19 protein-coding genes and 1 pseudogene are annotated in these 21749 nt (G+C 64.1%); 12 read left to right on the plus strand and 8 right to left on the minus strand.

Annotated elements, in window-relative coordinates; genetic code table 11:
* Window positions 1–7: 7 nt before the first annotated feature.
* Entirely contained in the window at window positions 8–1108 is a 1101-nt protein-coding gene (locus H9L12_RS10210) for a PAS domain-containing sensor histidine kinase (protein WP_246450351.1), read from the plus strand.
* Window positions 1109–1167: 59 nt separating this feature from the next.
* Entirely contained in the window at window positions 1168–1728 is a 561-nt protein-coding gene (locus tag H9L12_RS10215; RefSeq protein WP_246450729.1) for a response regulator transcription factor, read from the plus strand.
* On the opposite strand, the gene H9L12_RS10220 is transcribed toward H9L12_RS10215, so the two are convergent.
* Entirely contained in the window at window positions 1729–2121 is a 393-nt protein-coding gene (locus tag H9L12_RS10220; RefSeq protein ID WP_187541647.1) for a hypothetical protein, read from the minus strand.
* Between the two features lie 214 nt (window positions 2122–2335).
* On the opposite strand from H9L12_RS10220, the gene H9L12_RS10225 reads away from it, so the two are divergent.
* Together H9L12_RS10225 and H9L12_RS14500 are read left to right on the plus strand one after the other, a co-directional pair.
* Window positions 2336–4633 (plus strand): nitric-oxide reductase large subunit, encoded by a 2298-nt coding sequence (locus tag H9L12_RS10225; protein WP_187541648.1) that lies wholly within the window; start codon window positions 2336–2338, stop codon window positions 4631–4633.
* A gap of 129 nt (window positions 4634–4762) precedes the next feature.
* Window positions 4763–5799, plus strand: a pseudogene (locus H9L12_RS14500) (NnrS family protein); the annotation flags it as partial.
* A 161-nt stretch (window positions 5800–5960) separates the two neighbouring features.
* Here H9L12_RS14500 and H9L12_RS13675 read toward each other — a convergent pair.
* Window positions 5961–6422, minus strand: a complete 462-nt coding sequence (locus H9L12_RS13675; RefSeq protein ID WP_246450353.1) for a hypothetical protein — start codon at window positions 6420–6422, stop codon at window positions 5961–5963.
* Window positions 6423–6488: 66 nt separating this feature from the next.
* On the opposite strand from H9L12_RS13675, the gene H9L12_RS10240 reads away from it, so the two are divergent.
* From H9L12_RS10240 to H9L12_RS10250, 3 genes are all read left to right on the plus strand, one after another.
* Window positions 6489–7217, plus strand: a complete 729-nt coding sequence (locus H9L12_RS10240; protein ID WP_187541651.1) for a Crp/Fnr family transcriptional regulator — start codon at window positions 6489–6491, stop codon at window positions 7215–7217.
* A 64-nt stretch (window positions 7218–7281) separates the two neighbouring features.
* The gene (gene nirK / locus H9L12_RS10245; protein ID WP_187541652.1) at window positions 7282–8337 is read left to right on the plus strand and encodes a copper-containing nitrite reductase; all 1056 of its coding nucleotides are present in this window, start codon (window positions 7282–7284) and stop codon (window positions 8335–8337) included.
* 73 nt (window positions 8338–8410) lie between these two features.
* Window positions 8411–8794: a SpoIIAA family protein gene (locus H9L12_RS10250; protein WP_187541653.1), complete on the plus strand. Its 384-nt coding sequence runs from the start codon at window positions 8411–8413 to the stop codon at window positions 8792–8794.
* Window positions 8795–8833: 39 nt separating this feature from the next.
* Here H9L12_RS10250 and H9L12_RS10255 read toward each other — a convergent pair whose 3' ends face one another.
* The 5 genes from H9L12_RS10255 to H9L12_RS10275 all read right to left on the minus strand — a co-directional run bounded on the left by H9L12_RS10255 (window position 8834) and on the right by H9L12_RS10275 (window position 12090).
* Window positions 8834–9280 carry a pyridoxamine 5'-phosphate oxidase family protein gene (locus H9L12_RS10255; protein WP_187541654.1) on the minus strand — a complete coding sequence of 149 codons (447 nt, stop codon included), beginning with the start codon at window positions 9278–9280 and terminating at the stop codon, window positions 8834–8836.
* 97 nt (window positions 9281–9377) lie between these two features.
* Window positions 9378–10628: a SulP family inorganic anion transporter gene (locus H9L12_RS10260; protein WP_187541655.1), complete on the minus strand. Its 1251-nt coding sequence runs from the start codon at window positions 10626–10628 to the stop codon at window positions 9378–9380.
* Window positions 10629–10791: 163 nt separating this feature from the next.
* Window positions 10792–10968: a hypothetical protein gene (locus H9L12_RS10265; protein WP_187541656.1), complete on the minus strand. Its 177-nt coding sequence runs from the start codon at window positions 10966–10968 to the stop codon at window positions 10792–10794.
* Window positions 10969–11161: 193 nt separating this feature from the next.
* Window positions 11162–11587 carry a pseudoazurin gene (locus H9L12_RS10270; RefSeq protein WP_187541657.1) on the minus strand — a complete coding sequence of 142 codons (426 nt, stop codon included), beginning with the start codon at window positions 11585–11587 and terminating at the stop codon, window positions 11162–11164.
* A gap of 89 nt (window positions 11588–11676) precedes the next feature.
* Window positions 11677–12090 carry a SirB2 family protein gene (locus tag H9L12_RS10275; protein ID WP_223177112.1) on the minus strand — a complete coding sequence of 138 codons (414 nt, stop codon included), beginning with the start codon at window positions 12088–12090 and terminating at the stop codon, window positions 11677–11679.
* An 83-nt stretch (window positions 12091–12173) separates the two neighbouring features.
* Between H9L12_RS10275 and H9L12_RS10280 the strand changes: the two genes are divergently transcribed.
* Both H9L12_RS10280 and H9L12_RS10285 read left to right on the plus strand, forming a co-directional pair.
* Complete coding sequence (locus tag H9L12_RS10280; protein ID WP_223177113.1) at window positions 12174–14393, plus strand: adenosylcobalamin-dependent ribonucleoside-diphosphate reductase; 2220 nt, start codon at window positions 12174–12176, stop codon at window positions 14391–14393.
* A 222-nt stretch (window positions 14394–14615) separates the two neighbouring features.
* A complete protein-coding gene (locus tag H9L12_RS10285) occupies window positions 14616–15239 on the plus strand; it encodes a hypothetical protein (protein WP_187541658.1) in 624 nt (207 codons plus the stop codon).
* A 26-nt stretch (window positions 15240–15265) separates the two neighbouring features.
* On the opposite strand, the gene H9L12_RS10290 is transcribed toward H9L12_RS10285, so the two are convergent.
* Window positions 15266–17563: a glycoside hydrolase family 3 N-terminal domain-containing protein gene (locus H9L12_RS10290; protein WP_187541659.1), complete on the minus strand. Its 2298-nt coding sequence runs from the start codon at window positions 17561–17563 to the stop codon at window positions 15266–15268.
* A 116-nt stretch (window positions 17564–17679) separates the two neighbouring features.
* Between H9L12_RS10290 and H9L12_RS10295 the strand changes: the two genes are divergently transcribed.
* The 3 genes from H9L12_RS10295 to H9L12_RS10305 are packed head-to-tail and all read left to right on the plus strand — an operon-like array spanning window position 17680 to window position 21634.
* Window positions 17680–18669 (plus strand): LacI family DNA-binding transcriptional regulator, encoded by a 990-nt coding sequence (locus H9L12_RS10295; RefSeq protein ID WP_187541660.1) that lies wholly within the window; start codon window positions 17680–17682, stop codon window positions 18667–18669.
* Window positions 18669–20087 (plus strand): glucoamylase family protein, encoded by a 1419-nt coding sequence (locus H9L12_RS10300; RefSeq protein ID WP_187541661.1) that lies wholly within the window; start codon window positions 18669–18671, stop codon window positions 20085–20087. Before H9L12_RS10295 ends, H9L12_RS10300 begins: the two co-directional genes overlap by 1 nt.
* An 11-nt stretch (window positions 20088–20098) precedes the next feature.
* A complete protein-coding gene (locus H9L12_RS10305) occupies window positions 20099–21634 on the plus strand; it encodes a tryptophan halogenase family protein (protein WP_187541662.1) in 1536 nt (511 codons plus the stop codon).
* The last annotated feature ends 115 nt before the right edge of the window (window positions 21635–21749 follow it).

Below are 21749 nucleotides of genomic sequence, written 5' to 3' on the forward strand. Positions count from 1 at the left end.
GGCGCACTTGCGCTCCATCCTGGAAACCGCGCCGGACGCGATCATCGTGATCGATGTGAAGGGTTACATGCTTTCGTTCAGCGCGTCCGCGGAACGGATGTTCGGCTATTCCGAGGCGGAGGTTGTGGGCGAGAACGTCAGCATGCTGATGCCGTCACCCGATCGCGAGCGTCACGACGGCTACCTCGAACGCTACATGCGGACCGGCGAACGGCGAATCATTGGCATCGGCCGCGTCCTGACGGCCAGGCATCGCGACGGCACTACGTTCCCGATCGAGCTGTCGGTCGGCGAGGCCCGGATCGGCGACGACCGCGTCTTCACCGGATTCATCCGCGACCTGACCGAACGGCAGCAGGCCGAGCTGAGGATTCATGACCTCCAGTCGGTGCTGGCTCATGTCCAGCGCGTGTCCGAAATGGGAACGCTGGCGACCAGCCTGGCGCACGAGTTGAACCAGCCGCTGACGGCCATTGCCAACTATGTCGAAACCGCCCGGGACCTGCTGCAGGAACGTCCCGACGAGGAAACATTGGAGATCGTCCGCGAGGCGTTGTCGGAATGCGCTTCGCAATCCGTTCGCGCCGGACAGATCGTCCGGCGCCTTCGCGACTTCATCTCGCGCGGCGAAACGGAGCAGCGCATCGAAAGCCTGCAGCGCCTGGTCACCGAAGCGAGCGCATTGGCGCTGGTCGGTGCCGGCGACCAGGATCTGGAGGTCGACGTCCAACTCGATCCGACCGCGGACAAGGTCCTCGTCGACCGGATCCAGATCCAGCAGGTGGTCTTGAACCTAATCCGCAATGCCATCGAGGCAATGGAGGAATCGGCCGTCAAGCGGCTGATGATCTATTCCGAAAGAGAGGCGGGCGGCTTTATCCGGCTGACGGTTGCCGATAGCGGGCCGGGTCTGTCCGAAGAGGTGGCGGAGCGGCTGTTCGAGCCGTTCAGGAGTACGAAAGCCACCGGGATGGGACTTGGCCTGTCCATTTCGGCCACCATCGTTTCGGCGCACGGCGGCCGCATCTGGGCCGATTCCTCGAAACTCGGCGGAACGGCATTTCATTTCACCATCGTCGACGCGGACAGTGAGGAGGCCCAAGCGTGAGCGAGAGAACCATCCATCTGGTCGACGACGATGAGGCGATCCGCCGGTCGGCAGGATTCATGCTCAAGACGTCAGGGTACAAGGTCAGCAGTTACCCGTCGGGCGTCAAGCTGCTCGAGGGCTCGAAGGACCTGGAACCGGGCTGCATCCTCCTCGACGTCAGGATGCCGGACATGGACGGCCTGCAAGTCCAGCAGGCCCTTCAGGACCGCGGCATCGGCTTTCCCGTCATCGTAATGACCGGGCACGGCGACGTCAATGTCGCGGTCCAGGCCATGAAGGCCGGAGCGGTCGATTTCATCGAAAAGCCATTCGAAAAGGCGACTCTCTTGACCGCTATCGAGGAAGGCTTCTCCCGGCTGGAGCAGACCGGCAAGGGCCGTGCCCGGGCAGAGGAAGCGAGGGTTCGCTTGCAGGCTTTGACACCGCGCGAACGGGATGTGCTCGAAGGCTTGGTCCGCGGCCACCCCAACAAGACGATCGCCTATGACCTCGACATCAGTCCGCGGACGGTCGAAATCCACCGCGCCAACCTGATGAGCAAGCTTGGCGTCGCGAGTCTTTCCGAAGCACTGAGAATCGCCTTCGCCGCCGGCCTCGACGAACAGCGAGCCGGATGATCAGTGAAGGCTAGCGATCCGGAAGCGTGACTCGAAGCCGTCCGGCTCGGTCAGGAAGATCTGTTCCCCAAGTTTGATGGCGTCGGCACCGAACTGGAATAGTTGCGCGTTGGAGTGCCCATTGCCGTCGGAGCCCCCGTTGGCCTTCGTCGACCCCTTGCCCTCATAACGGATGGCATAGCCCTGCGGCGTGGGCACGAGGTTTCCGATCATGTCCGCTTCGTTCGCCCAATAGCGGCGGACCGTCGCCCGCGCCGGTTGGGACGCAAGGGTGGCGGTATCGATTACGCCCTCCTCGGTCAGCGGCAGCCGGATAAGATAACTGCGGCCGGCCGAGCCCCGCGGGAACTCCCAGCTGGACGCAAGTTCGAGTCGAATTACCTTCCACGTCATGGCCGCTAATTGGCGCCCCCGCATCCAATCCTGAATACGCACATCTACGGACCTCCTGGATTTGCGCTGGATCAAAGCCTTCGACGCCGGGCCGGCCGATTTCTCTCGCAGCGAGGCGCGACCGTGCGACCTAGGAAAACTGCGTAAATCAAACGGGTCGTCGCCTCGCTACTCAGCGCAACCATGCCGGCATCGGGCCGGGGGATCATTCGAGATGGCGAACAACAAGAAACTCTGGGCCTGGCTTGCGGGGATTTTCCTCGCCTCTTTCGGCGTTCTCGGGCTGCTGGGCCGCGAAATCTACGTCCAGGCTCCCCCCGTGCCGGAACGCGTCGTCACCAGCAGCGGCCAACCCATCTTCACTCGCGAGGATATCCAGAGCGGCCGCGAGGCCTGGCAGACCCTTGGCGGCATGCAGCTCGGCTCCGTCTGGGGCCACGGCGGCTATGTCGCGCCGGACTGGGGCGCCGACTGGCTCCATCGTGAATCGACGACGCTGCTCGATATCTGGGCGAAGAAGGACGGCGCGGCGAACTTCGCTGCGCTCGACGCCGAAGACAAGGCGGCGCTGGAAGCTCGTTTGAAGAATGAGCTCCGGACCAACAGCTACGATCCCGTCACGGGCGCGATCACGGTATCCGCCGATCGTGCGCAGGCGATCCGGGCAACGGCGGGTCACTACGCCACCTTGTTCAGCAGCGACCCCAGACTGGCGGAGCTGCGCGAGCAATATGCCATTCCCAACACGTCGCTGACCAACGACCTCGACCGTGCGCGTCTTGGCGCATTCTTCTTCTGGACCAGCTGGACCAGCGTTACCCAGCGCCCGGGGCAGGAAATCAGCTATACGAACAACTGGCCTCACGACCCGCTGGTCGGCAACGAGCCGCAGGCTGCGCTCGGCATCTGGTCGATGGCCAGCTTCCTGTTCCTGATCGCCGGCATCGGCTGGCTGGTATGGTACCAGGCCCGGCGCGGCGAGGACGACCATGTCGTCGCACCGGACAAGGACCCGTTCCTGCAACTGACGCCAACGCCGTCGATGAAGGCGACGACGAAGTATTTCGTCACGGTCGTAGGCCTGTTCCTGGCGCAGATCTTCCTCGGCGCGGTGACCGCTCACTACGCGGTCGAAGGGCAACAATTCTACGGCTACAACATCTCCGAGGTCATTCCCTATGCACTGACCCGCACCTGGCACACCCAGCTCGGGATCTTCTGGATCGCGACGGCGTGGCTCGCGACCGGCCTCTACTTCGCGCCGATGCTGTCCAACCACGAGCCCAAATATCAGAAAATGGGCGTCAACATCCTGTGGATCGCTCTGCTGGTGGTGGTGATCGGATCATTCGCCGGCGAGTGGTTCGCGATCCAGCAGAAGCTTGGCCATGCCGAAAACTTCTGGTTCGGCCACATGGGCTACGAATTCGTCGACCTGGGACGCTTCTGGGCGATCCTGCTGTTCGCCGGACTGATGATCTGGCTGGCGCTCGTCGGGCGGGCGTTGTGGCCGGCGCTCAAGACGCCGGGCGAGACCCGCGGGCTGGTTGGCATGGTGTTCATCTCGACCATCTGCATCGGCTTGTTCTTCGGCGCCGCCCTGACCTGGGGACGCCACAGCCCCCTGTCGATGATCGAATATTTCCGCTGGTGGGTGGTGCACCTGTGGGTCGAGGGCTTCTTCGAGGTGTTCGCGACCGCGATCATCGCCCTGATCTTCGCCGGCCTCGGCCTGGTACGGGCCCGCGCCGCAAATTCGGCGGTGTTGTTCTCGACGGTCATCTTCCTGACCGGCGGCATTCTCGGCACCCTGCACCACCTGTACTTTTCCGGAACGACGACCCCGATCATTGCCTGGGGCGCAATGTTCTCGGCGCTCGAGGTAGTGCCGCTGGCCCTCCTCGGCATCGAGGCCCTGCACACCTATCGGGTGACCAAGGCGGCGCCGTGGGTGCAGACCTACAAATGGCCGATCCTGTTCTTCGTCGGCGTATCGTTCTGGAACCTGGTCGGCGCCGGCATCCTCGGCTTCGCCATCAACCCGCCGATCTCGCTCTATTATGTGCAGGGGCTCAACCTGACGCCGAGCCACGGGCATGCCGCGTTGTTCGGGGTCTATGGGCTGCTCGGTATCGGGTTGATGCTGTTCTGCCTGCGCACCGCCTACCGGACGACCGCCTGGTCGGATGCGCTCCTCAAGCAGGCCTTCTGGACGATGAACGTCGGGCTGGGCGGGATGGTGTTCGTCAGCCTCGTGCCGCAGGGCCTTTACCAGGCCTACCACAGCATCACGACCGGCTTCTGGTACGCGCGCTCCCCGGAAATCATCCACAGCCCGGTCATGGAGACGCTGGTGTGGATGCGGGTCCCGGGCGACATCGTGTTCAGCATCGGCGCCGTGTTGCTGGCCCTGTTCATGGCCAAGCTGCTGATCGGTCCGCGGGCCAAGCAGCCGGTCGGCGCGCCCGAGCCGCGGCCCGTGCCGGAACCGGCAATGGTACCGGCGGAGTAGTTGACGCGAGGGGGATGGCGTCCGGCGAACTGCGCCGGACGCCATCGCTGCTTCCGCGGTTCCAAGTTGGAGATTTCGATGACTGTCACGACCAGGGGAGAACAGATGCTTGCGCTTCGCCGGACACGCATGGAAGCGGCGCCGGCTTTTCTTCGCGGCGGCTTTCGTCCGTTCTTCTTCCTTGGTGCGGCCTGGGCGGTGACGGTCGTCACGTTGTGGGTGATGGCGATGGGGGGTCGATCACCATCCCAAGCGCCTTCGACCCCTTGTCATGGCACCGTCACGAAATGCTTTTCGGTTACCTGGGAGCGGTGATCGCGGGCTTCCTGCTGACCGCCGTTCCCAACTGGACCGGCAGGCTGCCGATTGCCGGCGGCCAGCTTGCATCACTGGCGCTGCTGTGGGTTACGGCGCGCGCCGCGATGTTCTTCTCGGCCTCGACGGGCGCCGCGATCGCAGCGCTGCTCGATGTGGGGTTCCTCCTCGTCCTGGCGCTGGTTTGCGCTCGGGAAGTCCTAATCGCCCGGAACCGCAACGTGCCGGTCGTCGGTGCCGTGCTGCTTCTCGCACTCGCCAGCGCCGCCGACCATGCCGAAGCGGCGCAACTTCTGGCTAGCGACGGCGCCGGTTGGCGTGCAGGCTTCGCGATCGTGCTATTGCTGATCGCATTGATTGGCGGTCGGATCATCCCCTCTTTCACTGCCAATTGGCTGATCAAGCAGGGTCAGGCGCGCCTTCCACGCCAGCCTTCCACATTCGACTTTGCGACAATCGGCGTCACCGCCGTCGGACTGGGCTGCTGGGTTTTCGGAGTGGCTGCAGGTTGGGGCGCCGCGCTCCTGATTGGCGCGGGATTACTGCAGATCGTGCGGCTCGCGCGCTGGCAGGGCCTTCGAACCACGGCCGACCCGCTCGTGTTTATCCTTCACCTTTCCTACGCTTGGCTTCCGCTCGGCCTCGTCCTTCTCGGCATGAGCCTGCTCGTTCCGACGCAGCCCACGTCATCGGCTCTTCACGCGATGGCTGCGGGAGCGATGGCGTCGATGACCCTGGCGGTAATGACCCGCGCAACGCTCGGCCACACTGGTCGGAAGCTTCACGCCGACTTCGGGACCACCTGCATCTACCTTCTCGTGACGCTTGGGGCGGCGACACGCGTTGCAGCCCCCTGGCTGCCGTTCGACTATATGCTGTCGATCCAGCTGTCAGGTGCGCTGTGGGCGGTTCGTTCCTGCTGTTCCTGGTCCTGTACGGTCCCAAGCTCCTTGGACCGAGACCCGACGGCAAGCCGTGACCGAGGCCGTGCGGCGCAAGGAGCCGCACGATGTCAGAGTTGTTTGACCAGCACGATGGAGTCCAGGTCGAGGCCTAGCGCAACCCAGCCCTTCGCCCTCGGTGCCGTCGGATCCGCAAGACCTTTCGCGCCGATCCGAAGCTCGAGCCCCGTGCAGCCGAGGTCGCGGCCCAGTTTCTCGGCAGCCTCGAGCAGTGCCGCGCGCCCGGGCGCGGCCTGGCTCAATTCGAAGGTGACGAAGTCGTCCAGCGCAAGCACAAGCCCATGGCGCATCCGCTCGCCCAGGCGATAGCTGAGTACGCCGACGATGCCGCCCCGATTATCCCACAGCCCCAGCAATCCACCGGACCGATAGCGGCGCTGCACATAGTCCTTCCAGCCTTCGAGCGTGACCTCGGGCGCGACGGCCCTGATCAACGGGTAGGCCGAGTCCGCCTGTGCCGGCGTGACCGCATCTACGTAGAATTGCGGCTTATGTGGCGCATGGGTTGCCATCTAATTCCCGTGTCATGATTGGCAGGCGCGATCCTTGATCTGCCTCATGAATCGAGGGGTCTTTCGATGAATATGATGGGCAAGATCGCACCGGCACTTCCGGACCTCGAGCCTGGGCACCCCTGCTTCGATTGCGCGGTGCGGGAACTGGCGGTCTGCGGCGTGCTGGAAGCCGCCGCCTTGAGAGCCTTCAAGTCCAGCGGCCCGACCGTTCATTACAAAGCCGGCGACACGGTGGTGTTCGAGGCCGACGAGGCAGCCAACGTCTACAGCCTGACCGCCGGCCTGCTGCGGTTGTCAAAACTGCTTCCGGACGGACGACGGCAGATCGCGGGCTTCCTGTTCCCGGGCGACTTCCTCGGCATCACCATGGAAGAGGAGCATGCCTTCACTGCCGAAGCGGTAGCGCCATCGACGCTGTGCAAGTTTCCGCGTTCCCGGTTCGACCAGATGGTCGCGTCCAATCCGCAACTGGAACGTCGCCTTTACGCCGTGGCGGCGCACGAACTTGCGGCGGCGCGGCAGCAGCTCGTTCTCCTTGGCCGCAAGACCGCGACCGAGCGGGTCGCCTCGTTCCTGCTGATGATCTCCGGCCGGTGCACCACCCGGCAAGGCGCAGAAATCGATCTGCCGATCTCGCGTATCGACATGGCCGACTACCTCGGCCTCAGGATCGAGACCGTCAGCCGCGAAATCAGCGCGCTGAAGGTGGCACGCGTCATCCAGCTCACTGGACGGCAAACCTTCCGGATCATCGACCGCAACCGGCTCGATCAGCTCGCCGACGGCGAATGATCCAGGTCAATTACCGCCCAATCCCAAGACCTATTGATGTCACGGTTCAAAGAAGGATGCAGGAATGAAACGCCGAGTAATGATTGGAGCGAGCTTCGCCGCCCTGTTCGTGGCGGCCCCGGCGATCGCCCAAGACCATAGCGCCCACGCCGCGTCGGCTGCTGCCGCCGGCAAGGTCGTGGACATTGTCCGCGATCCGGCCGACCTGCCGCCGCCAATCGGCGCGCGAGGCCCGAAGACCCACAAGATCCATTTCGACACCACTGAGGTGACCGGGCAGCTCGATGATGGCTCGACCTATCATTACTGGACCTTCAACAACAAGGTTCCGGGACCGTTTGTCCGGGTCCGCGTCGGCGACACCGTCGAGGTGACGCTGAAGAATTCCGACGACAGCGTGATGATGCACAACATCGACTTTCACGCGGTCACCGGACCGGGCGGCGGCGCGGCCGCGACCATGGCCGCGCCTGGGGAAACGAAGGGCTTCACCTTCAAGGCCCTCAATCCCGGCTTGTATGTCTACCACTGCGCGACGCCCACGGTTGCCCAGCATATCGCCAATGGCATGTACGGGCTGATCCTCGTCGAACCGGAGGGCGGCCTCAGCAAGGTCGACCGCGAGTTCTACGTGATGCAGGGCGAAATCTACACCGAGCAGGCGAACGGCACGAAGGGCCTGTTGACCGAAAGCCTCGACAAGTTGCTGGCCGAAGCGCCGGAATATCTCGTCTTCAACGGCGCGGCCGACGGCCTGTCGCGAAAGCCTTTGACTGCCAAGACCGGCGAGAACGTCCGCGTCTTCTTCGGCGTCGGCGGCCCCAACAAGACCTCCGCGTTCCACGTGATCGGGGAAATCTTCGACAAGGCCTATCCGCTGGCCTCGGTCACCTCCGAACCTTGGAAAGATGTGCAGACCATCACCGTTCCGCCGGGCGGTGCCGCGATCACCGACTTCAAGGTCGATGTCCCGGGCAACTACATCCTGGTCGATCACGCCCTGTCGCGGCTCGAGAAGGGATTGAAAGGCATATTGAAGGTCTCTGGCGAACAGCGGGCTGACATCTTCAAGCCTCACCAGGTCGAAGACCCGGCGAAGGTTGCGGCCTCGGGACACTGACCCGGTCGCTTGCCATGGACGGCGGCGGAGCCATCCGCCGCCGCTTTCCGTTTCACGTCAAGGAGGACATCACATGCTGGAAATGCTGGATAGCGGCGACGACGTCATCGCGGTTCGCATCTCGGACAAGGTCACCGGCGCCGATCTGGATGCGATCATGGACCGGCTCGACGACGTCATGGGAGCCGCTGAAAAGGTCCATGTTTTCGTCGAGACCCGCGGCATAGACGGCATCGAACTGTCCGGCCTCGCATCCTACATGAAGCGCGCGATGCCATTGTTCGGCAAGCTCGACCGGTTCGGGCGGGTGGCGGTGGTCGCCGATCAGGCGTGGGTCCGCATTGGCACCCGTGTCGAAAGCGCAATGCTGCCGTGGGTCCATTACCGGACGTATATGCCCGACGAACGGGAAGAAGCCCTTGCCTGGGTCGAAAGAGGCACCGGCACGCCCGACTAGCCAAGCCGGTTAAGGACGGCTTGCGCGGACACGCGAAGGCTAGCCGGTCTCGCCCACGGTAAGCGCCTCGGTGTGGCCGATTCCCTTGCTGTAATCGAGCATGGAAACATATTTGCAGTCCGCCCGCATCAACGCTTCGTCGGACATCCCTGGCGGGCCGAAGTCGGCCAGGTTGGGATGTCGTTCGGTAAGCAGCTGCCAGGCGAGTAGCCTCTCCTTCTCGTCCAGCACTTCCGCGGCATGAGCACCGGCATAGACCGCCTTGATCTCGCCGAGCGAATGCGGCTCGCTAGTCACCGCGATCGACACCCGGTCATCCCGTTGGATGTTGGCGAACTTCTGGCTGGACCGGAAGATGGCGAAGTAGATCCGCCAGCCCTCGTTGGCGTAGCCCACGATGGTCGTCTGCGGCCAACCGTCGGGCCGAACCGTCGAAATCGCCATCATCCGCTGGTTGTCCAGAATCTCGATTGCCGGTTGCAGCATCTTTGCCTCCGTTGAACATCAGCCAATATAACGGCCATGCGGCTGGTAATGCCCGGGCCGCAGCGCCCACTCACTAAGGAATGCTCCCTACCGGCAGTCAGCGGTCGGGAGGAGTCCATTCCGCCGGCCCTACATTCCGTCGCACCAGGCGTTGCCCCAATCCGACCGCGGTGCCGACCGCAATCGCTACCGTGAGGTCGCTCAACACCGTCAGCACCATGGTCAGTAGCAGCAGGAAACGGTCGGCTCGGCGAGCGCGGAGATGCTCGCGCCAGCGATGAGGCTCGCTCATCGACCAGGCGGTGACCATCAGCAGCGCTGCCATGGCAGGCATCGCCAGATGAGCCATCAGTTGTGCGGCCACGACGACAAACAACAGAATGGCGAGGGCATGGACGATACCGGCAACCGGGGTGCGCCCGCCGGCCCGCACATTGGCAGCAGTCCGGGCGATGGCGCCGGTCGCCGGGAGTCCGCCGAACAGTGGTGATGCGATATTGGCCGCGCCCTGTGCCAGCAGCTCGGCGTTCGATCGGTGCGCCCCGCCGACCATTCGGTCCGCGACCAGGGCCGATAACAACGACTCGACGCCGGCGAGGAACGCGATCACGAGCGCCGACGGGAAGAGTTCGATGACCCTGCCGACGCTCATCGGCGGAAGTGACGGGTAAGGCAGCCCGCTCGGCAAATCGCCAAAGCGGGCGTGGATCGTTTCGACCGGCAGCGACAGGAGCGCAACCGCAGCCGACGCCAAGGCGATGGCCACTATCGAACCGGCTCGCCGCCGGAGCAGGGCGATAGCGCCGATCGAGGCAAGGCCGACCGCCGTCGCAGCGGGGCTGATCGAACTTCGCGCGTTCCACAAGGCGGGAACCGCCTCGACCAGATCGGCGGGAAGCCGGGCGATGGACAGCCCCAGCAAGTCTTTCAACTGGCTAATCCCGATGATCAGCGCAATGCCGATGGTGAAGCCTTCGATGACCGCTTCGGGTATCAGCGCGATCAACCGTCCGGCGCGGACCAGGCCCGCGAACACCAGGATGAGTCCGGCCATCAGCGTGGCGAGCAGCAGCCCGTCGAAACCGAACTGCTCAATCACGCCGTAGACGACAACGATAAACGCGCCCGTCGGCCCGCCGATCTGGACGCGGCTGCCGCCCAGCAGGGAAATCAGCAATCCACCGACGGTCGCGGTGGCAAGACCGGCCGCCGGTGTCGCCCCCGAAGCGATGGCAATCGCGATGCTGAGCGGAAGCGCGACCATGGCCACGGTGACACCGGCCAGGGCGTCGGCGGCGAACTGCCGCGGGTTATAACCCTCGATGGTAGTCAGCAGTTTTGGTTTCATTTGAATGGACCGGGCACTGCTTCGCGTCGCAATGGCTCGCCTAGTGCCGATGGCTTGCCGATGCCGCTTCCAAGGTAATCATAGGCGCGGGATGTCTTAGTGAGCCCCAGCCTTGTCTGGATGCCGGGATCTCGCCCCACGTGACTGTCGCGTCTCCACAGGTCTAGCGAACCGGCAGGTAAAGCGGCCCGGATGCGCCATTGGGAAGCTTGAGCATCAGGCCGAAGCCGTCGAAATGGTCGGCGGGTAACTTGCCACGCCAGATGATCGCCGAAACGCGGTCGCGCTGCTCCCGCGCTGCAAAGGCGGCGGCGACGCCTGCGGTCATTGGGGTCAGCATCTACAAAGTCCTAATCCAGCACGCAGCCGTGGAATGATCAGTGGACGTTGCTAGGTCGTGCCAATCGCGCCGTAATCACGTAGTTCTCCCTAGCGAGACCGACGTGGCAGCCGGTAAGCCGCGCGAAAAAAGATGCGCCGGCCACGACTGTGGCCGGCGCCATCGCAGCCCGAGGGGGTTGGGCTGACCGCGATTATTTGATCAGGTTCGCCATCACCGACTTGGCCTTGCCCGGATGGCTCACCGCTTTCGCCTGGGCCGCGTTGGTCGCGCTACCGACGATTACCGCGCCGACCATGCCCATCCCGTAGTGCGGGAGGCATTTGTAACCGTAGACGCCGGGCTTGCTGAATTTGACCGTCAGGTTCTGGTTCATCTTGCCCTTGAACGGCGCGGCGCCCGCGGGGATCATGCCCGAGATGATCTCGGCGTTATGTCCCTTGTCGGTTGCGACGAAGGTCACGGTATCGCCCGGGGCCGCCCTGACCAGCGCCGGCTCGAACACCATCGCGCCGTTCGCGCCCTTGTTCAGCATCTTAACCTGGATGTCCTTCGCGGCCGCTGGTCCAGCCACGGCCATCGCCATCACCGCTCCGGCAACGAGAAGTCCAATACGCATTTCAGTCTCCATTCGGCTTCACCTGGCGTTCCTGCGCCCCGGTTGAGAATGGATTTAGGCCGGGTTCGCCCGCCCCGCCTTGCGCTGGATCAAATCGTCGCGAGCAGGCCGAGCGGGTCGTGCGCCCGCGCAACGGTGATTATGAAGCCGAAAACCGCCAGCGCGGCCGCCATGCTCCACAGGCGGGTCGATTTCTTCTCGGCCCGAAATGCCCAGGTGCCGAGCATGATGTAGAGAACCAGAAGGACGACCTTCATCGTCAGCCAGCCGTCGACGAACGGGTACTGCTGCACGATCGTCGTCAGCATCAGCGCAGCCGTCAGCAGCACCATGTCGACCGACCACACCAGGATTCTCAACGGCAGGGCCTTCGGCCATGTAGCGCCCAGGAAATTATGACCGATCGTGCGCACGAGGAACAGCGCACCGCTGAGGGCCACCGCGCCAATATGGACGTGGCGAATGGGGAGATAGAATTCGTCCATCGGCGCCGTGACTGCCACATCGGAATCGCTTTTGCGATGGATCAATTCTGACGGAGCCGCCCCGCGTTAGCCCTCCGTTTGAAAGTTCAACGGGGTAAAAAATGATGGCGTTCGCCAACCTGCTGGCCGCGGAAATCTGGACCGCCAAATATCGCTTCCAGCCGCCGCAGGGGGACGGCGACGACAGCTTCGCCGCGACCATCGCGCGCGTCGCGAACGCCGTTGCCGAAGCCGAACCGACCGAGCAGCGCAGTTATTGGCGCGAACGCTTTGCCGATGCGCTGGCGGGTTTCCGTTTCATTCCGGCTGGCCGCATTCTCGCCGGGGCCGGCACCGACCGTTCCGTGACCCTGTTCAACTGCTTCGTCATGGGCACGATTCCGGACAGCCTCGAGGGAATCTTCGCACATCTCCGCGAGGCCGCCATGACCATGCAGCAGGGCGGCGGGGTCGGCATGGACTTTTCGACGATCCGACCCTCGGGCAGCCCCGTGAAAGGCGTCGGTGCCGACGCTTCCGGCCCATTGACCTTCATGGACTGCTGGGATGCGATGTGCCGGACTGTCCTGTCCGCCGGCCAGCGTCGCGGCGCGATGATGGGCTGCATGAGGATCGATCACCCGGACATCGAGGCGTTCATCGAAGCCAAGCGCGACCCGGCGCGGTTCCGCAACTTCAACGTTTCCGTGCTGGTCACCGACAATTTCATGAAGGCCCTGTCGGCCGGTGCCGACTGGCCTCTGGTTTTCAACGGCGAAACGTACCGAAGCGTACCGGCCGCCGACCTGTGGCGTCGGCTGATGCAGGCTACCTACGACACCGCCGAGCCAGGCGTCATCTTCGTCGATCGCGTCAACGAGCAGAACAATCTCGCCTATTGCGAGGCGATCAGCGCGTCGAATCCGTGCGGTGAGCAGATGCTGCCGCCTTACGGCGCGTGCCTGCTTGGATCGATCAACCTCGCCGCACTGGTGAATCGGCCATTCGAGGCCGACGCCGGGATCGACGAGGCGGAGCTGGCGCAGCTGACGCAGACGGCGGTTCGAATGCTCGACAACGTCATCGACATTTCGCGCTACCCGCTGCCGCGGCAGGAAGCCGAGGCCAAGTCGAAACGCCGCATCGGGCTGGGCGTCACGGGGCTGGCGGACGCACTGCTGTTTTGCGGCACAGCGTATGGAAGCGGGCCTGCGGTCGAACTGACCCGTCGCTGGCTCGGAATCATCAAGCGCGAAGCCTACCGCGCTTCTGCCGAACTGGCTGCGGAGAAAGGCCCCTTCCCGCTTTACGATCCGTGCATCCTCGATCGCCCCAATCTCACCGGCCTTGACGAGGAGGTTCGCGTGCGGATCGCCGAGCATGGCCTCAGGAATGGCTGCATGACGTCGATCGCACCGACCGGCACCACTTCGCTTCTCGCGGGGAATGTGTCGTCGGGCGTCGAGCCGGTCTTCGCCTATTCCTACCATCGCAAGATACGCAACCCGGACGGCTCGACCCGCGAGGAAGCGGTCGAGGATTTTGCGTTACAGGCGTGGAAGCGGCTCAAGGGAGAGGATGCGCAGCCGCCGACCGAACTGTTCGTCAGCGCCCAGACGCTGACGCCATCCGACCATCTGACCATGCAGGCCGCCGCCCAGGCGCTAATCGACAGTTCGATCTCCAAGACGGTCAACTGCCCGGAGGATATCTCCTTCGACGCCTTCGCCGACATTTATGTCGAGGGATATCACCTCGGCTGCAAGGGCCTTACCACCTATCGCCCGAACGCGGTGACGGGTTCAGTGTTGAGCGCCTCGAAATCCACAGCGGAGCCGCAGCAGGAACCGGTTCTCGCCAGCCGCACGGACGCGCTGCAGGGTACGACCTACAAGCTCAAGTGGCCCGAAAGCGCGCACGCGGTCTACGTCACGATCAACGACATGATCGACGAAAGCGGCGCGCGCCGGCCGTTCGAGGTTTTCATCAATTCCAAGAACATGGAGCATTACGCCTGGACGCTTGGGCTGACCCGCATGGTGTCGGCGGTATTTCGCCGCGGCGGCGACGTTTCCTTCGTTGCCGAGGAATTGAAAGCCGTGTTCGACCCGCGCGGCGGGGCATGGGTGCAAGGTAAATATGTTCCCTCGCTTCTGGCTGCGATCGGCGGCGTGATCGAACGCCACCTCGGCGCCGAGCAAGGAGAGTTGTTCCAGACCGCAAAGGCCGACACCGCCGAAAGCGCCACCCACGCCGCTTGCCCGCAATGCGGCTCCGCGTCGCTGATCAAGGTCGAAGGCTGCAACAATTGCCTGTCGTGCGGTTATTCAAAATGCGGCTGACGGGCCGCGGGAGGTCATGAATGTCCAAGCACCCCTCAGCCCTTCAATATCTGTTGGCACGCTATCGGGCATCCCCCCAGCGGCCCGCGCCGACAAAACTATCGTCCCTATCCTTGGATGTTCCAGCCAAGCTTCTGGCGTTGGCATCCAGGGGCCTCGGGCTCGCAAGTGGCGACGTGGATGCCGCGACCGTGCATAGCGTGCGTCAACACAGGAGGTGACATGGGCATGGATTTGCCGCCGCCGGCTCCGGCGATCGAAATCAGCATCGCAAGCCGCGGCTATTCGAAGGGGGTGGCGCAAACCGACGGGGCGCAGCTGGTTGTGCGTCCTGAGGTGGCCTTCGGCAATTTCAGGATTTCCGCTTACGGCAAGAATGTCACCGCTGTCGGCTATGACATCGAAGCAGGCTTGTCGGCCGGATACAGGACGACGGTCGGCAAGGTCGAGTGGAGCGGTAGCGCGACGGTCAAGCGCAATGTCGACGCCGATCCCGGGATCGACAATACCGCGCTGGAGCTAAATGTCGGCGCAACGCGTAGCTTCGGCGCGCTGAAACCGCGGCTCAGTCTCACGTACAGTCCCGACGACCTGGGCTCTACCCGGCGCTCCTATTTCTGGGAAGCAGGCTCGGCCTATTCGATCGGCAAGGGGTTCGGGCTACAGGCCGGCGTCGGCCTTCGCCGCCGCGCCGGTGGCGCGGACTACACCAGCCGCACCGCCGCGGTGACCAAGGCTTTTGGCAAGCATCTGACCGGCGAGGTGCGATTGTACGACACCAGCCGCGGGGAATTGGGCGACAATTACGACCGTCGCGTCGTCGTGTCGCTTCGGTTGCGGAGCTAGTCGGCCATCGTCCGGTGACCCGTCCGCTAAGCGGCGGCGAGGACAAAGCTGCCGCGTGCTCCTTCGGCCTGGGCGGAGGGCGCGATCCACACGTCGAACGCGCCGGGCTCCGCGATCCAGCGATTGTTCACGCCGACGAATTCGAGGTCGCGGCGCGACAGGACGAAGCGCACGGTTTTTGACTCGCCCGGCGCTAGATCGACCTTCTGGAAGGCGCGCATTTCACGCACCGGCCGGGTGATGCTCGCGACCCTGTCGTGGATATAAAGCTGCGCAACTTCGGTCGCCGCGCGCTTGCCCCGGTTGGTAAGCGTGGTGGAGATCGTCAGCTTGTCGTCCCAGCCCATGCGCGGAGTCGACAGGGCGAGGCTGCCATAGACGACAACGCCGTAGGTCAGGCCGTGCCCGAACGGATAGAGCGCCTCGTTGAGCGTTTCGCGGAAATGGGTCTTGTATTCCTGCGGCGGTCCCGGCGGGTTGGCACGGCCGGTCGCCTTGTGGGCGTAATAATAGGGTTGCTGGCCGCTTTCGTGCGGGAAGCTGATCGGCAGTCGGCCGCTGGGCCCGACCTTGCCGAACAGGATGTCGGCGGTGGCGTGACCGCTTTCCGACCCCAGGAACCAGGTGACAAGGATCGCCGGCGCATTCTTGATAGCCCCTTTAAGGGCCAGCGCGCGACCATTGCGGAGGATTACGACGATCGGCTTGCCGGTTCTGGCGACGGCCTCGGCCAGTTCCTGCTGCGCGGGCGGAATGGTGATGTCGGTCCGCGATTGCGCCTCGCCGGACATGCGCTCGCTCTCGCCGACGGCCAGCAGGACGACGTCGGCCTTGCGCGCGGCCGCGACCGCCGCAGCGATCCCGCCATTCAGGGGCTGGTCGATCCCGCTCCCTTGGGTGACGGTCACACTGCCCTTGCCCTTCACCGCCTCGCGGATCCCCGCGGGCAGGTCGACCGCCTGCGCATTGTCGCCGTAAACGACCCATGGCCCGTTGATGTCCGCACCCGACCGCACCATCGGCCCGATCAAGGCAATTTTGGCGGATGGCGAAAGCGGCAGCAGGTTGCCTTCGTTCTTCACCATCACGATCGACTTCTGTGCGGATTCGCGGGCAAGTGCGATCGCATTGGGCAAGCGGGAACGCGCCTTTTCCCGCTGCAAGTCGATGCGGCGGAAGGGATCGTCGAACAGGCCAACAGCGGACTTCGCGGCGAGCACCCGGCGCACGGATTCGTCGACCTTGGCTTCGGGTACCAGACCGTCGCGGACGAGGCCGGGCAGGTGTTCGGCATAGACGCCGCTCTGCATGCTCATGTCGACACCGGCGAGGAAGGCGATACGCGCAGCGTCGCGGCGGTCGGCGGCGTAACCTGCGACGATCATTTCCTCGTCGCCGGTGTAGTCCGACACGATGAAGCCCTTGAAACCCCATTCCCCGCGCAGCACCTCGGTTTGCAGCCAATGGTTGCCGTTGGCCGGGATGCCGCTGATTTCGTTGAATGACGACATTACGGTCGCGGCGCCAGCGTCGATGCCGGCCTTGTAGGGACGAAGATAGACTTCACGCAGCGTGCGTTCCGACAGGTCGACCGGATTGTAATCCAGTCCCGATTCCGCGGCCCCATAGGCGGCGAAGTGCTTGATCGTCGCCAGCAGGCAGTCGTCGTCGGCCAGCGACCGACCTTGGAAGCCCTTCACGCGCGCGGCGGCGAAGATCATGCCGAGGATGACGTCCTCACCGGAGCCTTCCATCGTGCGGCCCCAGCGCTGGTCGCGCGAAATGTCGACCATCGGCGCGAAGGTCCAGTCGATGCCCGAACCGGCCGCTTCGAACGCGGCGACGCGCGCGGTGCGCTCAGCCAGCGACGGTTCGAAGCTCGCCGCCTCGCCGACGCCGACCGGGAAGATGGTGCGGTGCCCGTGGATGACGTCCGCCGCGAAGATCAGCGGAATCTTCATGCGCGACCGGCTCATGACCGCGCGCTGCATCTGCAACGCCATCGCCGCGCCATTGCCGTTGAAGACGCCCGTCAGCTTGCCCTGGACCGCGTCCTCGATCTGCTTCGGAAAGCCCTGGTTCTCAGTCGGCGGGTTCAGCGCGGTAGCGATCCCGCCGCCCCAGGCCGACGCCATCAGAGTTAGCTGGCCGGCCTTTTCCTCCAACGTCATGCGCTTGATGAGTTCGTCGATCGACGCGCGGGTCGCACGACCCATCGTTGCCGCTGCCTTCTGCAGAAAAGCACTCGCCGGGCTGGCCGACCATGCGAGAATCGCGCCACCGCCGAGCATGGCTGCACGCCGCGAAATTTTCTGAGAAAGCATGCCGACGGGTCCCCTCTTATTATTCTATGTAACCGGTTTCACTATTCGCCACTGCTGCTTAAAAGGCAATTGGGCGCGGTGAAATTCTCACGCTAAGAATGACGCCTGGAGAGGGAATGAGGCAAGCGACGATTCGCGATGTCGCGCGCGAGGCCAACGTGTCGGTCGCGTCGGTTTCGCGCACCATCAACGGGCATAGCAACGTCAACCCGGCGACGCGTGAACGCGTGCTCGCGGCTGTGCGTGCGCTAGGTTATGTTCCCAATGCCGCCGCGCGCAGCCTCTCCATGGCGTTGTCCCACACCATAGGCGTCGTCGTGCCCGACCTTCACGGTGAGTTTTTCTCCGAATTGATTCGCGGCATGGATACCGCCGCCAGCGCGACCGGCTACCACCTGCTGCTGTCGACGATGCACGCCGACCTGGAAGAAGCACGGCATGCCATTGCCGCGATGAACGGCCGGGTGGACGGCCTGATCGTCATGGCGACGCAGGCGCAGCCGGAAGAACTCGACGCCTTGCTGCCCGCGTCGATTCCGGCGGTGCTGCTGAATTGCGCCGACGGTGGCGGCCGACCGGTGTTCACAATCGACGACCGCGCCGGCGCCGCCGCGATTGCCGCGCATTTTGCTGCACTCGGCAAGCGCAACATTCTGCACATCATGGGCCCGGAATCGAACAACGACGCGCGTGACCGGCGGAAGGGCTTCGAGGAGGAATTGAAGCGTTTGGCGCCGTCGGCGAAACTGACCGTCGTGCCGGGGAACTATCAGGAAGAAGCCGGCCGTGCGGCGGTGCGCGACATGCTCAATTCCGGCAACAAGGTCGACGCCATCTTCGCGGCCAACGACATGATGGCGCTCGGCGCAATGCAGGAACTTCGCACCAACGCTCTCGATGTCCCGGGCGACGTCGTCGTCGCGGGTTTCGACGACATCCCCCTTGCCGGTTTCCTCGGCCTGACGACGATGCGCGTGCACATGGACCAGCTCGGGGCGCAAGCGGTCGAATGCCTGACCCGCCTGCTCGAGGGGAAAGGTGGGGAGGAACGGGTCCGCCTGGTGCCCGACCTGGTCATCCGCGCCAGCACCGAAAAGCCGCAGTGATGGCCGTCGCCCGCCGGGAGATGCTGGCGCTTACCGCTGCCGGGCTCGCGCTGCCGGGTTGCGCAACGACGATGGGTGGCGCCGGTGCGCAAACCCTTCCGCCCCTGTTCGACGACCTGGAGCGGCGCACGTTCGATTTCTTCTGGGAAACCGGGCGGTCCGACAATGGACTGGTTCCGGATCGCTGGCCGACGCCAAGTTTCTCGTCGATCGCCGCGGTTGGCTTCGCGCTGACCGCCTATCCGCTGGGGGTGGAACGGGGGTGGATCACCCGCCAGCAGGCGCGGGAGCGCACACTGGCCACCTTGCGCTTTTTCGACAAGGCGCCGCAGGGCGATGCCCGTAGCGGCACGGCCGGTCATCGCGGCTTCTTCTATCACTTCCTGCACATGGATTCGGGCACGCGCTTCCGCAACACCGAGCTATCCAGCGTCGATTCAACGCTCCTCTTTCTTGGCATGCTGTTCTGTGCGGAATGGTTCGACACCTCCGAGCCGGCCGAGAACGAAATCCGCCGGTTGGCGCGCGACATTGTCGAAAGGGCCGACTGGTCGTGGTTTCAGCGCGGGCGTTCCGACATCTCGATGGGTTGGCACCCGGAAAGCGGCTTCATCGAACGTGGCTGGACCGGCTACAACGAAGGCATGATGACGGTCCTGCTCGCGCTCGGCGCGACGCGCCATCCGCCGTCGGCCGGCGCGTGGCAGGCATGGACGTCGACCTACCCGGGCCATTGGCGGGGCGAAGGCTCGACCCGGCACCTGGCGTTCGCGCCCTTGTTCGGTCACCAGTACAGCCACGTGTGGATCGACTTTCGCGGGATCCGGGATCCGGTGATGCGCGAAGCCGGTTTCGACTATTTCGAGAACAGCAGGCGAGCGACCTTTGCCGCCCGCGCCTATTGCGCGGCAAACCCGATGGGCTGGACGGGCTATTCGGACCAGACCTGGGGCCTGACGGCCTGCGATGGCCCCGGCAACTTCACGATGATTCAAGGCGGCGTTGAACGGCAGATTCGCGGTTATTCGGCGCGCGGTCCACTCGGCCAACCCGACGCCTTCGACGACGGAACGATTGCGCCGACCGCGGCAATTTCATCCCTGCCTTTCGCGCCCGAAATCTGCGTGCCGGCGACGATGGCGTTGTACGACAAATACGGCGTCGACATCTATCGGCGATACGGTTTCGCCGACTCGTTCAACCCGAGCATCCGCGACCGGTCACTGAAACTGGAAACGGGAAGCATCCGGCCCGTCGCCGGCTGGGTCGCGACCGATCATCTCGGCATCGACCAGGGCCCGATCGTCGCGATGATCGCCAATTATCGCCGCGATGCGGTGTGGCGCCGGATGCGCCAATCGGCCACGGTTCGCCGGGGCCTCGAACGGGCCGGCTTCACGGGCGGCTGGCTGGAATAGGAGACAGCGGGATGACAGCAGCGGACCCCGTCAGGCGGGTCACGATTGTCGGCGGCGGCACTGCCGGCTGGATGAGCGCGGCGCTGATCTCGCGGCTCCTGTCCCAGGTCGACGTGCAGTTGATCGAGTCCGACGAGATCGGGATTGTCGGTGTCGGCGAAGCGACGATTCCGCATATCCGCAATTACTGCGAACTTGCCGGCATCGATCATCTTGAAATGATGCGGGCGACCCAGGCGACCTTCAAGCTTGGCATCCAGTTCACCGACTGGGGCGCACCCGGCGAAAGCTACATCCATGGCTTCGGCAAGATCGGCCAGGACATGCTCTGGCTCCACCCGCATCAGCTTTGGCTGGCGGCAAGGGAGCGCATCGCCGGTTTTGACCGGCCGCTCGATGATTATGCACTAAACTGCGTCGCGTCCGCCCGGAACCGGTTCGCATGGCCTGACCATTCCAATCCCGGATCGCCGCTGGCCCGCCTTGATTTCGCGTATCATTTCGACGCCTCGATGTTCGCACGATTCCTTCGGGCCGAGTCCGAAAAGCGCGGAGTCGAGCGCATCGAGGGAAAGATCGTCGACGTCGAGGTGGACGGCGAAAACGGTCATGTTCGCGAGCTCGTCCTGGCGGACGGCCGCCGCGTCGACGGCGACCTCTTCATCGATTGCTCCGGCATGCGTGCGCTGCTTATCGGCCAGGCGCTCGGTGTCGGTTACGAGGACTGGAACGAGTGGCTGCTCTGCAACCGCGCCCTCGCCGTCCCCTGCGAAAGCGTCTCTCCCCTGACGCCTTGCACGCGTTCCACCGCTCGACGTGCCGGTTGGCAGTGGCGCATTCCGCTGCAACACCGAACCGGCAACGGGTTGGTGTACGCGGCGGAGCTGCTGTCCGATGCCGACGCGAACGACACGCTGCTCTCGAACCTCGACGGGCAACCGCTGGCCGATCCCAGACCGGTCCAATTCAGGCCCGGCCGGCGATTGAAGGCATGGGACCGCAATGTCGTCGCCATCGGCCTATCTGCAGGGTTTCTCGAGCCGCTCGAATCGACGAGCATCCACCTCATCCAGACGAGCGCGATGCGGCTTCTCGCGCTGTTCCCCGAAACGGGCTTTTCAGCTCCGGACATCGCAGAATTCAACCTTCAGACGCGCACCGAATATGAAGACATCCGCGACTTCATCATCGCACACTACAAGGTCACGCGTCGTGGTGGCGATCCCTTCTGGGACCATGTCCGCACGATGGCGGTGCCGGATTCGCTCGCCCAGCGGTTGGAGCTGTTCACTGCCTCCGGCCGCTTCTTCAAGCACAGCGCGCTTGAACTCTTTTCGGAAGAAAGTTGGGTCCAGGTGCTGCTGGGCCAGGGCCTTGAGGCGAAACCGGACCCGGTGACGCGTTTCGTGCCGGATCAGGAAATCGCTGACTTCCTGGCCGACATCGCGTCGGTCAATGCCGCGGTGGCGTCCGACATGCCGGACCATGGAGGCTTCATCGACGCTCATTGTTCGGCGACGGGTCGCGGCAATATTGTTGCGGCTTGAACACGCCCGATGGATCGAATGCGGGCGGCCCAAGAAAATTGTTGGGGTATGCTGAACCTTGATGTAACCGGTTACGCAACCGTCTCGCAAAAAGGACGGATTAGCGCTGTTCACT

This window comes from Sphingomonas rhizophila, from assembly GCF_014396585.1.
GTDB classification, from domain to species: domain Bacteria; phylum Pseudomonadota; class Alphaproteobacteria; order Sphingomonadales; family Sphingomonadaceae; genus Sphingomicrobium; species Sphingomicrobium rhizophilum.

Coding starts and splice junctions, on each gene's coding strand:
- H9L12_RS10215 (WP_246450729.1), top strand. CDS start 1,168: ATGCTCAAGACGTCAGGGTACAAGGTCAGCAGTTACCCGTCGGGCGTC.
- H9L12_RS10220 (WP_187541647.1), bottom strand. CDS start 2,121: ATGACGTGGAAGGTAATTCGACTCGAACTTGCGTCCAGCTGGGAGTTC.
- H9L12_RS10225 (WP_187541648.1), top strand. CDS start 2,336: ATGGCGAACAACAAGAAACTCTGGGCCTGGCTTGCGGGGATTTTCCTC.
- H9L12_RS13675 (WP_246450353.1), bottom strand. CDS start 6,422: ATGGCAACCCATGCGCCACATAAGCCGCAATTCTACGTAGATGCGGTC.
- H9L12_RS10240 (WP_187541651.1), top strand. CDS start 6,489: ATGAATATGATGGGCAAGATCGCACCGGCACTTCCGGACCTCGAGCCT.
- nirK (WP_187541652.1), top strand. CDS start 7,282: ATGAAACGCCGAGTAATGATTGGAGCGAGCTTCGCCGCCCTGTTCGTG.
- H9L12_RS10250 (WP_187541653.1), top strand. CDS start 8,411: ATGCTGGAAATGCTGGATAGCGGCGACGACGTCATCGCGGTTCGCATC.
- H9L12_RS10255 (WP_187541654.1), bottom strand. CDS start 9,280: ATGCTGCAACCGGCAATCGAGATTCTGGACAACCAGCGGATGATGGCG.
- H9L12_RS10260 (WP_187541655.1), bottom strand. CDS start 10,628: ATGAAACCAAAACTGCTGACTACCATCGAGGGTTATAACCCGCGGCAG.
- H9L12_RS10265 (WP_187541656.1), bottom strand. CDS start 10,968: ATGCTGACCCCAATGACCGCAGGCGTCGCCGCCGCCTTTGCAGCGCGG.
- H9L12_RS10270 (WP_187541657.1), bottom strand. CDS start 11,587: ATGCGTATTGGACTTCTCGTTGCCGGAGCGGTGATGGCGATGGCCGTG.
- H9L12_RS10280 (WP_223177113.1), top strand. CDS start 12,174: ATGATGGCGTTCGCCAACCTGCTGGCCGCGGAAATCTGGACCGCCAAA.
- H9L12_RS10285 (WP_187541658.1), top strand. CDS start 14,616: ATGGGCATGGATTTGCCGCCGCCGGCTCCGGCGATCGAAATCAGCATC.
- H9L12_RS10290 (WP_187541659.1), bottom strand. CDS start 17,563: ATGCTTTCTCAGAAAATTTCGCGGCGTGCAGCCATGCTCGGCGGTGGC.
- H9L12_RS10295 (WP_187541660.1), top strand. CDS start 17,680: ATGAGGCAAGCGACGATTCGCGATGTCGCGCGCGAGGCCAACGTGTCG.
- H9L12_RS10300 (WP_187541661.1), top strand. CDS start 18,669: ATGGCCGTCGCCCGCCGGGAGATGCTGGCGCTTACCGCTGCCGGGCTC.
- H9L12_RS10305 (WP_187541662.1), top strand. CDS start 20,099: ATGACAGCAGCGGACCCCGTCAGGCGGGTCACGATTGTCGGCGGCGGC.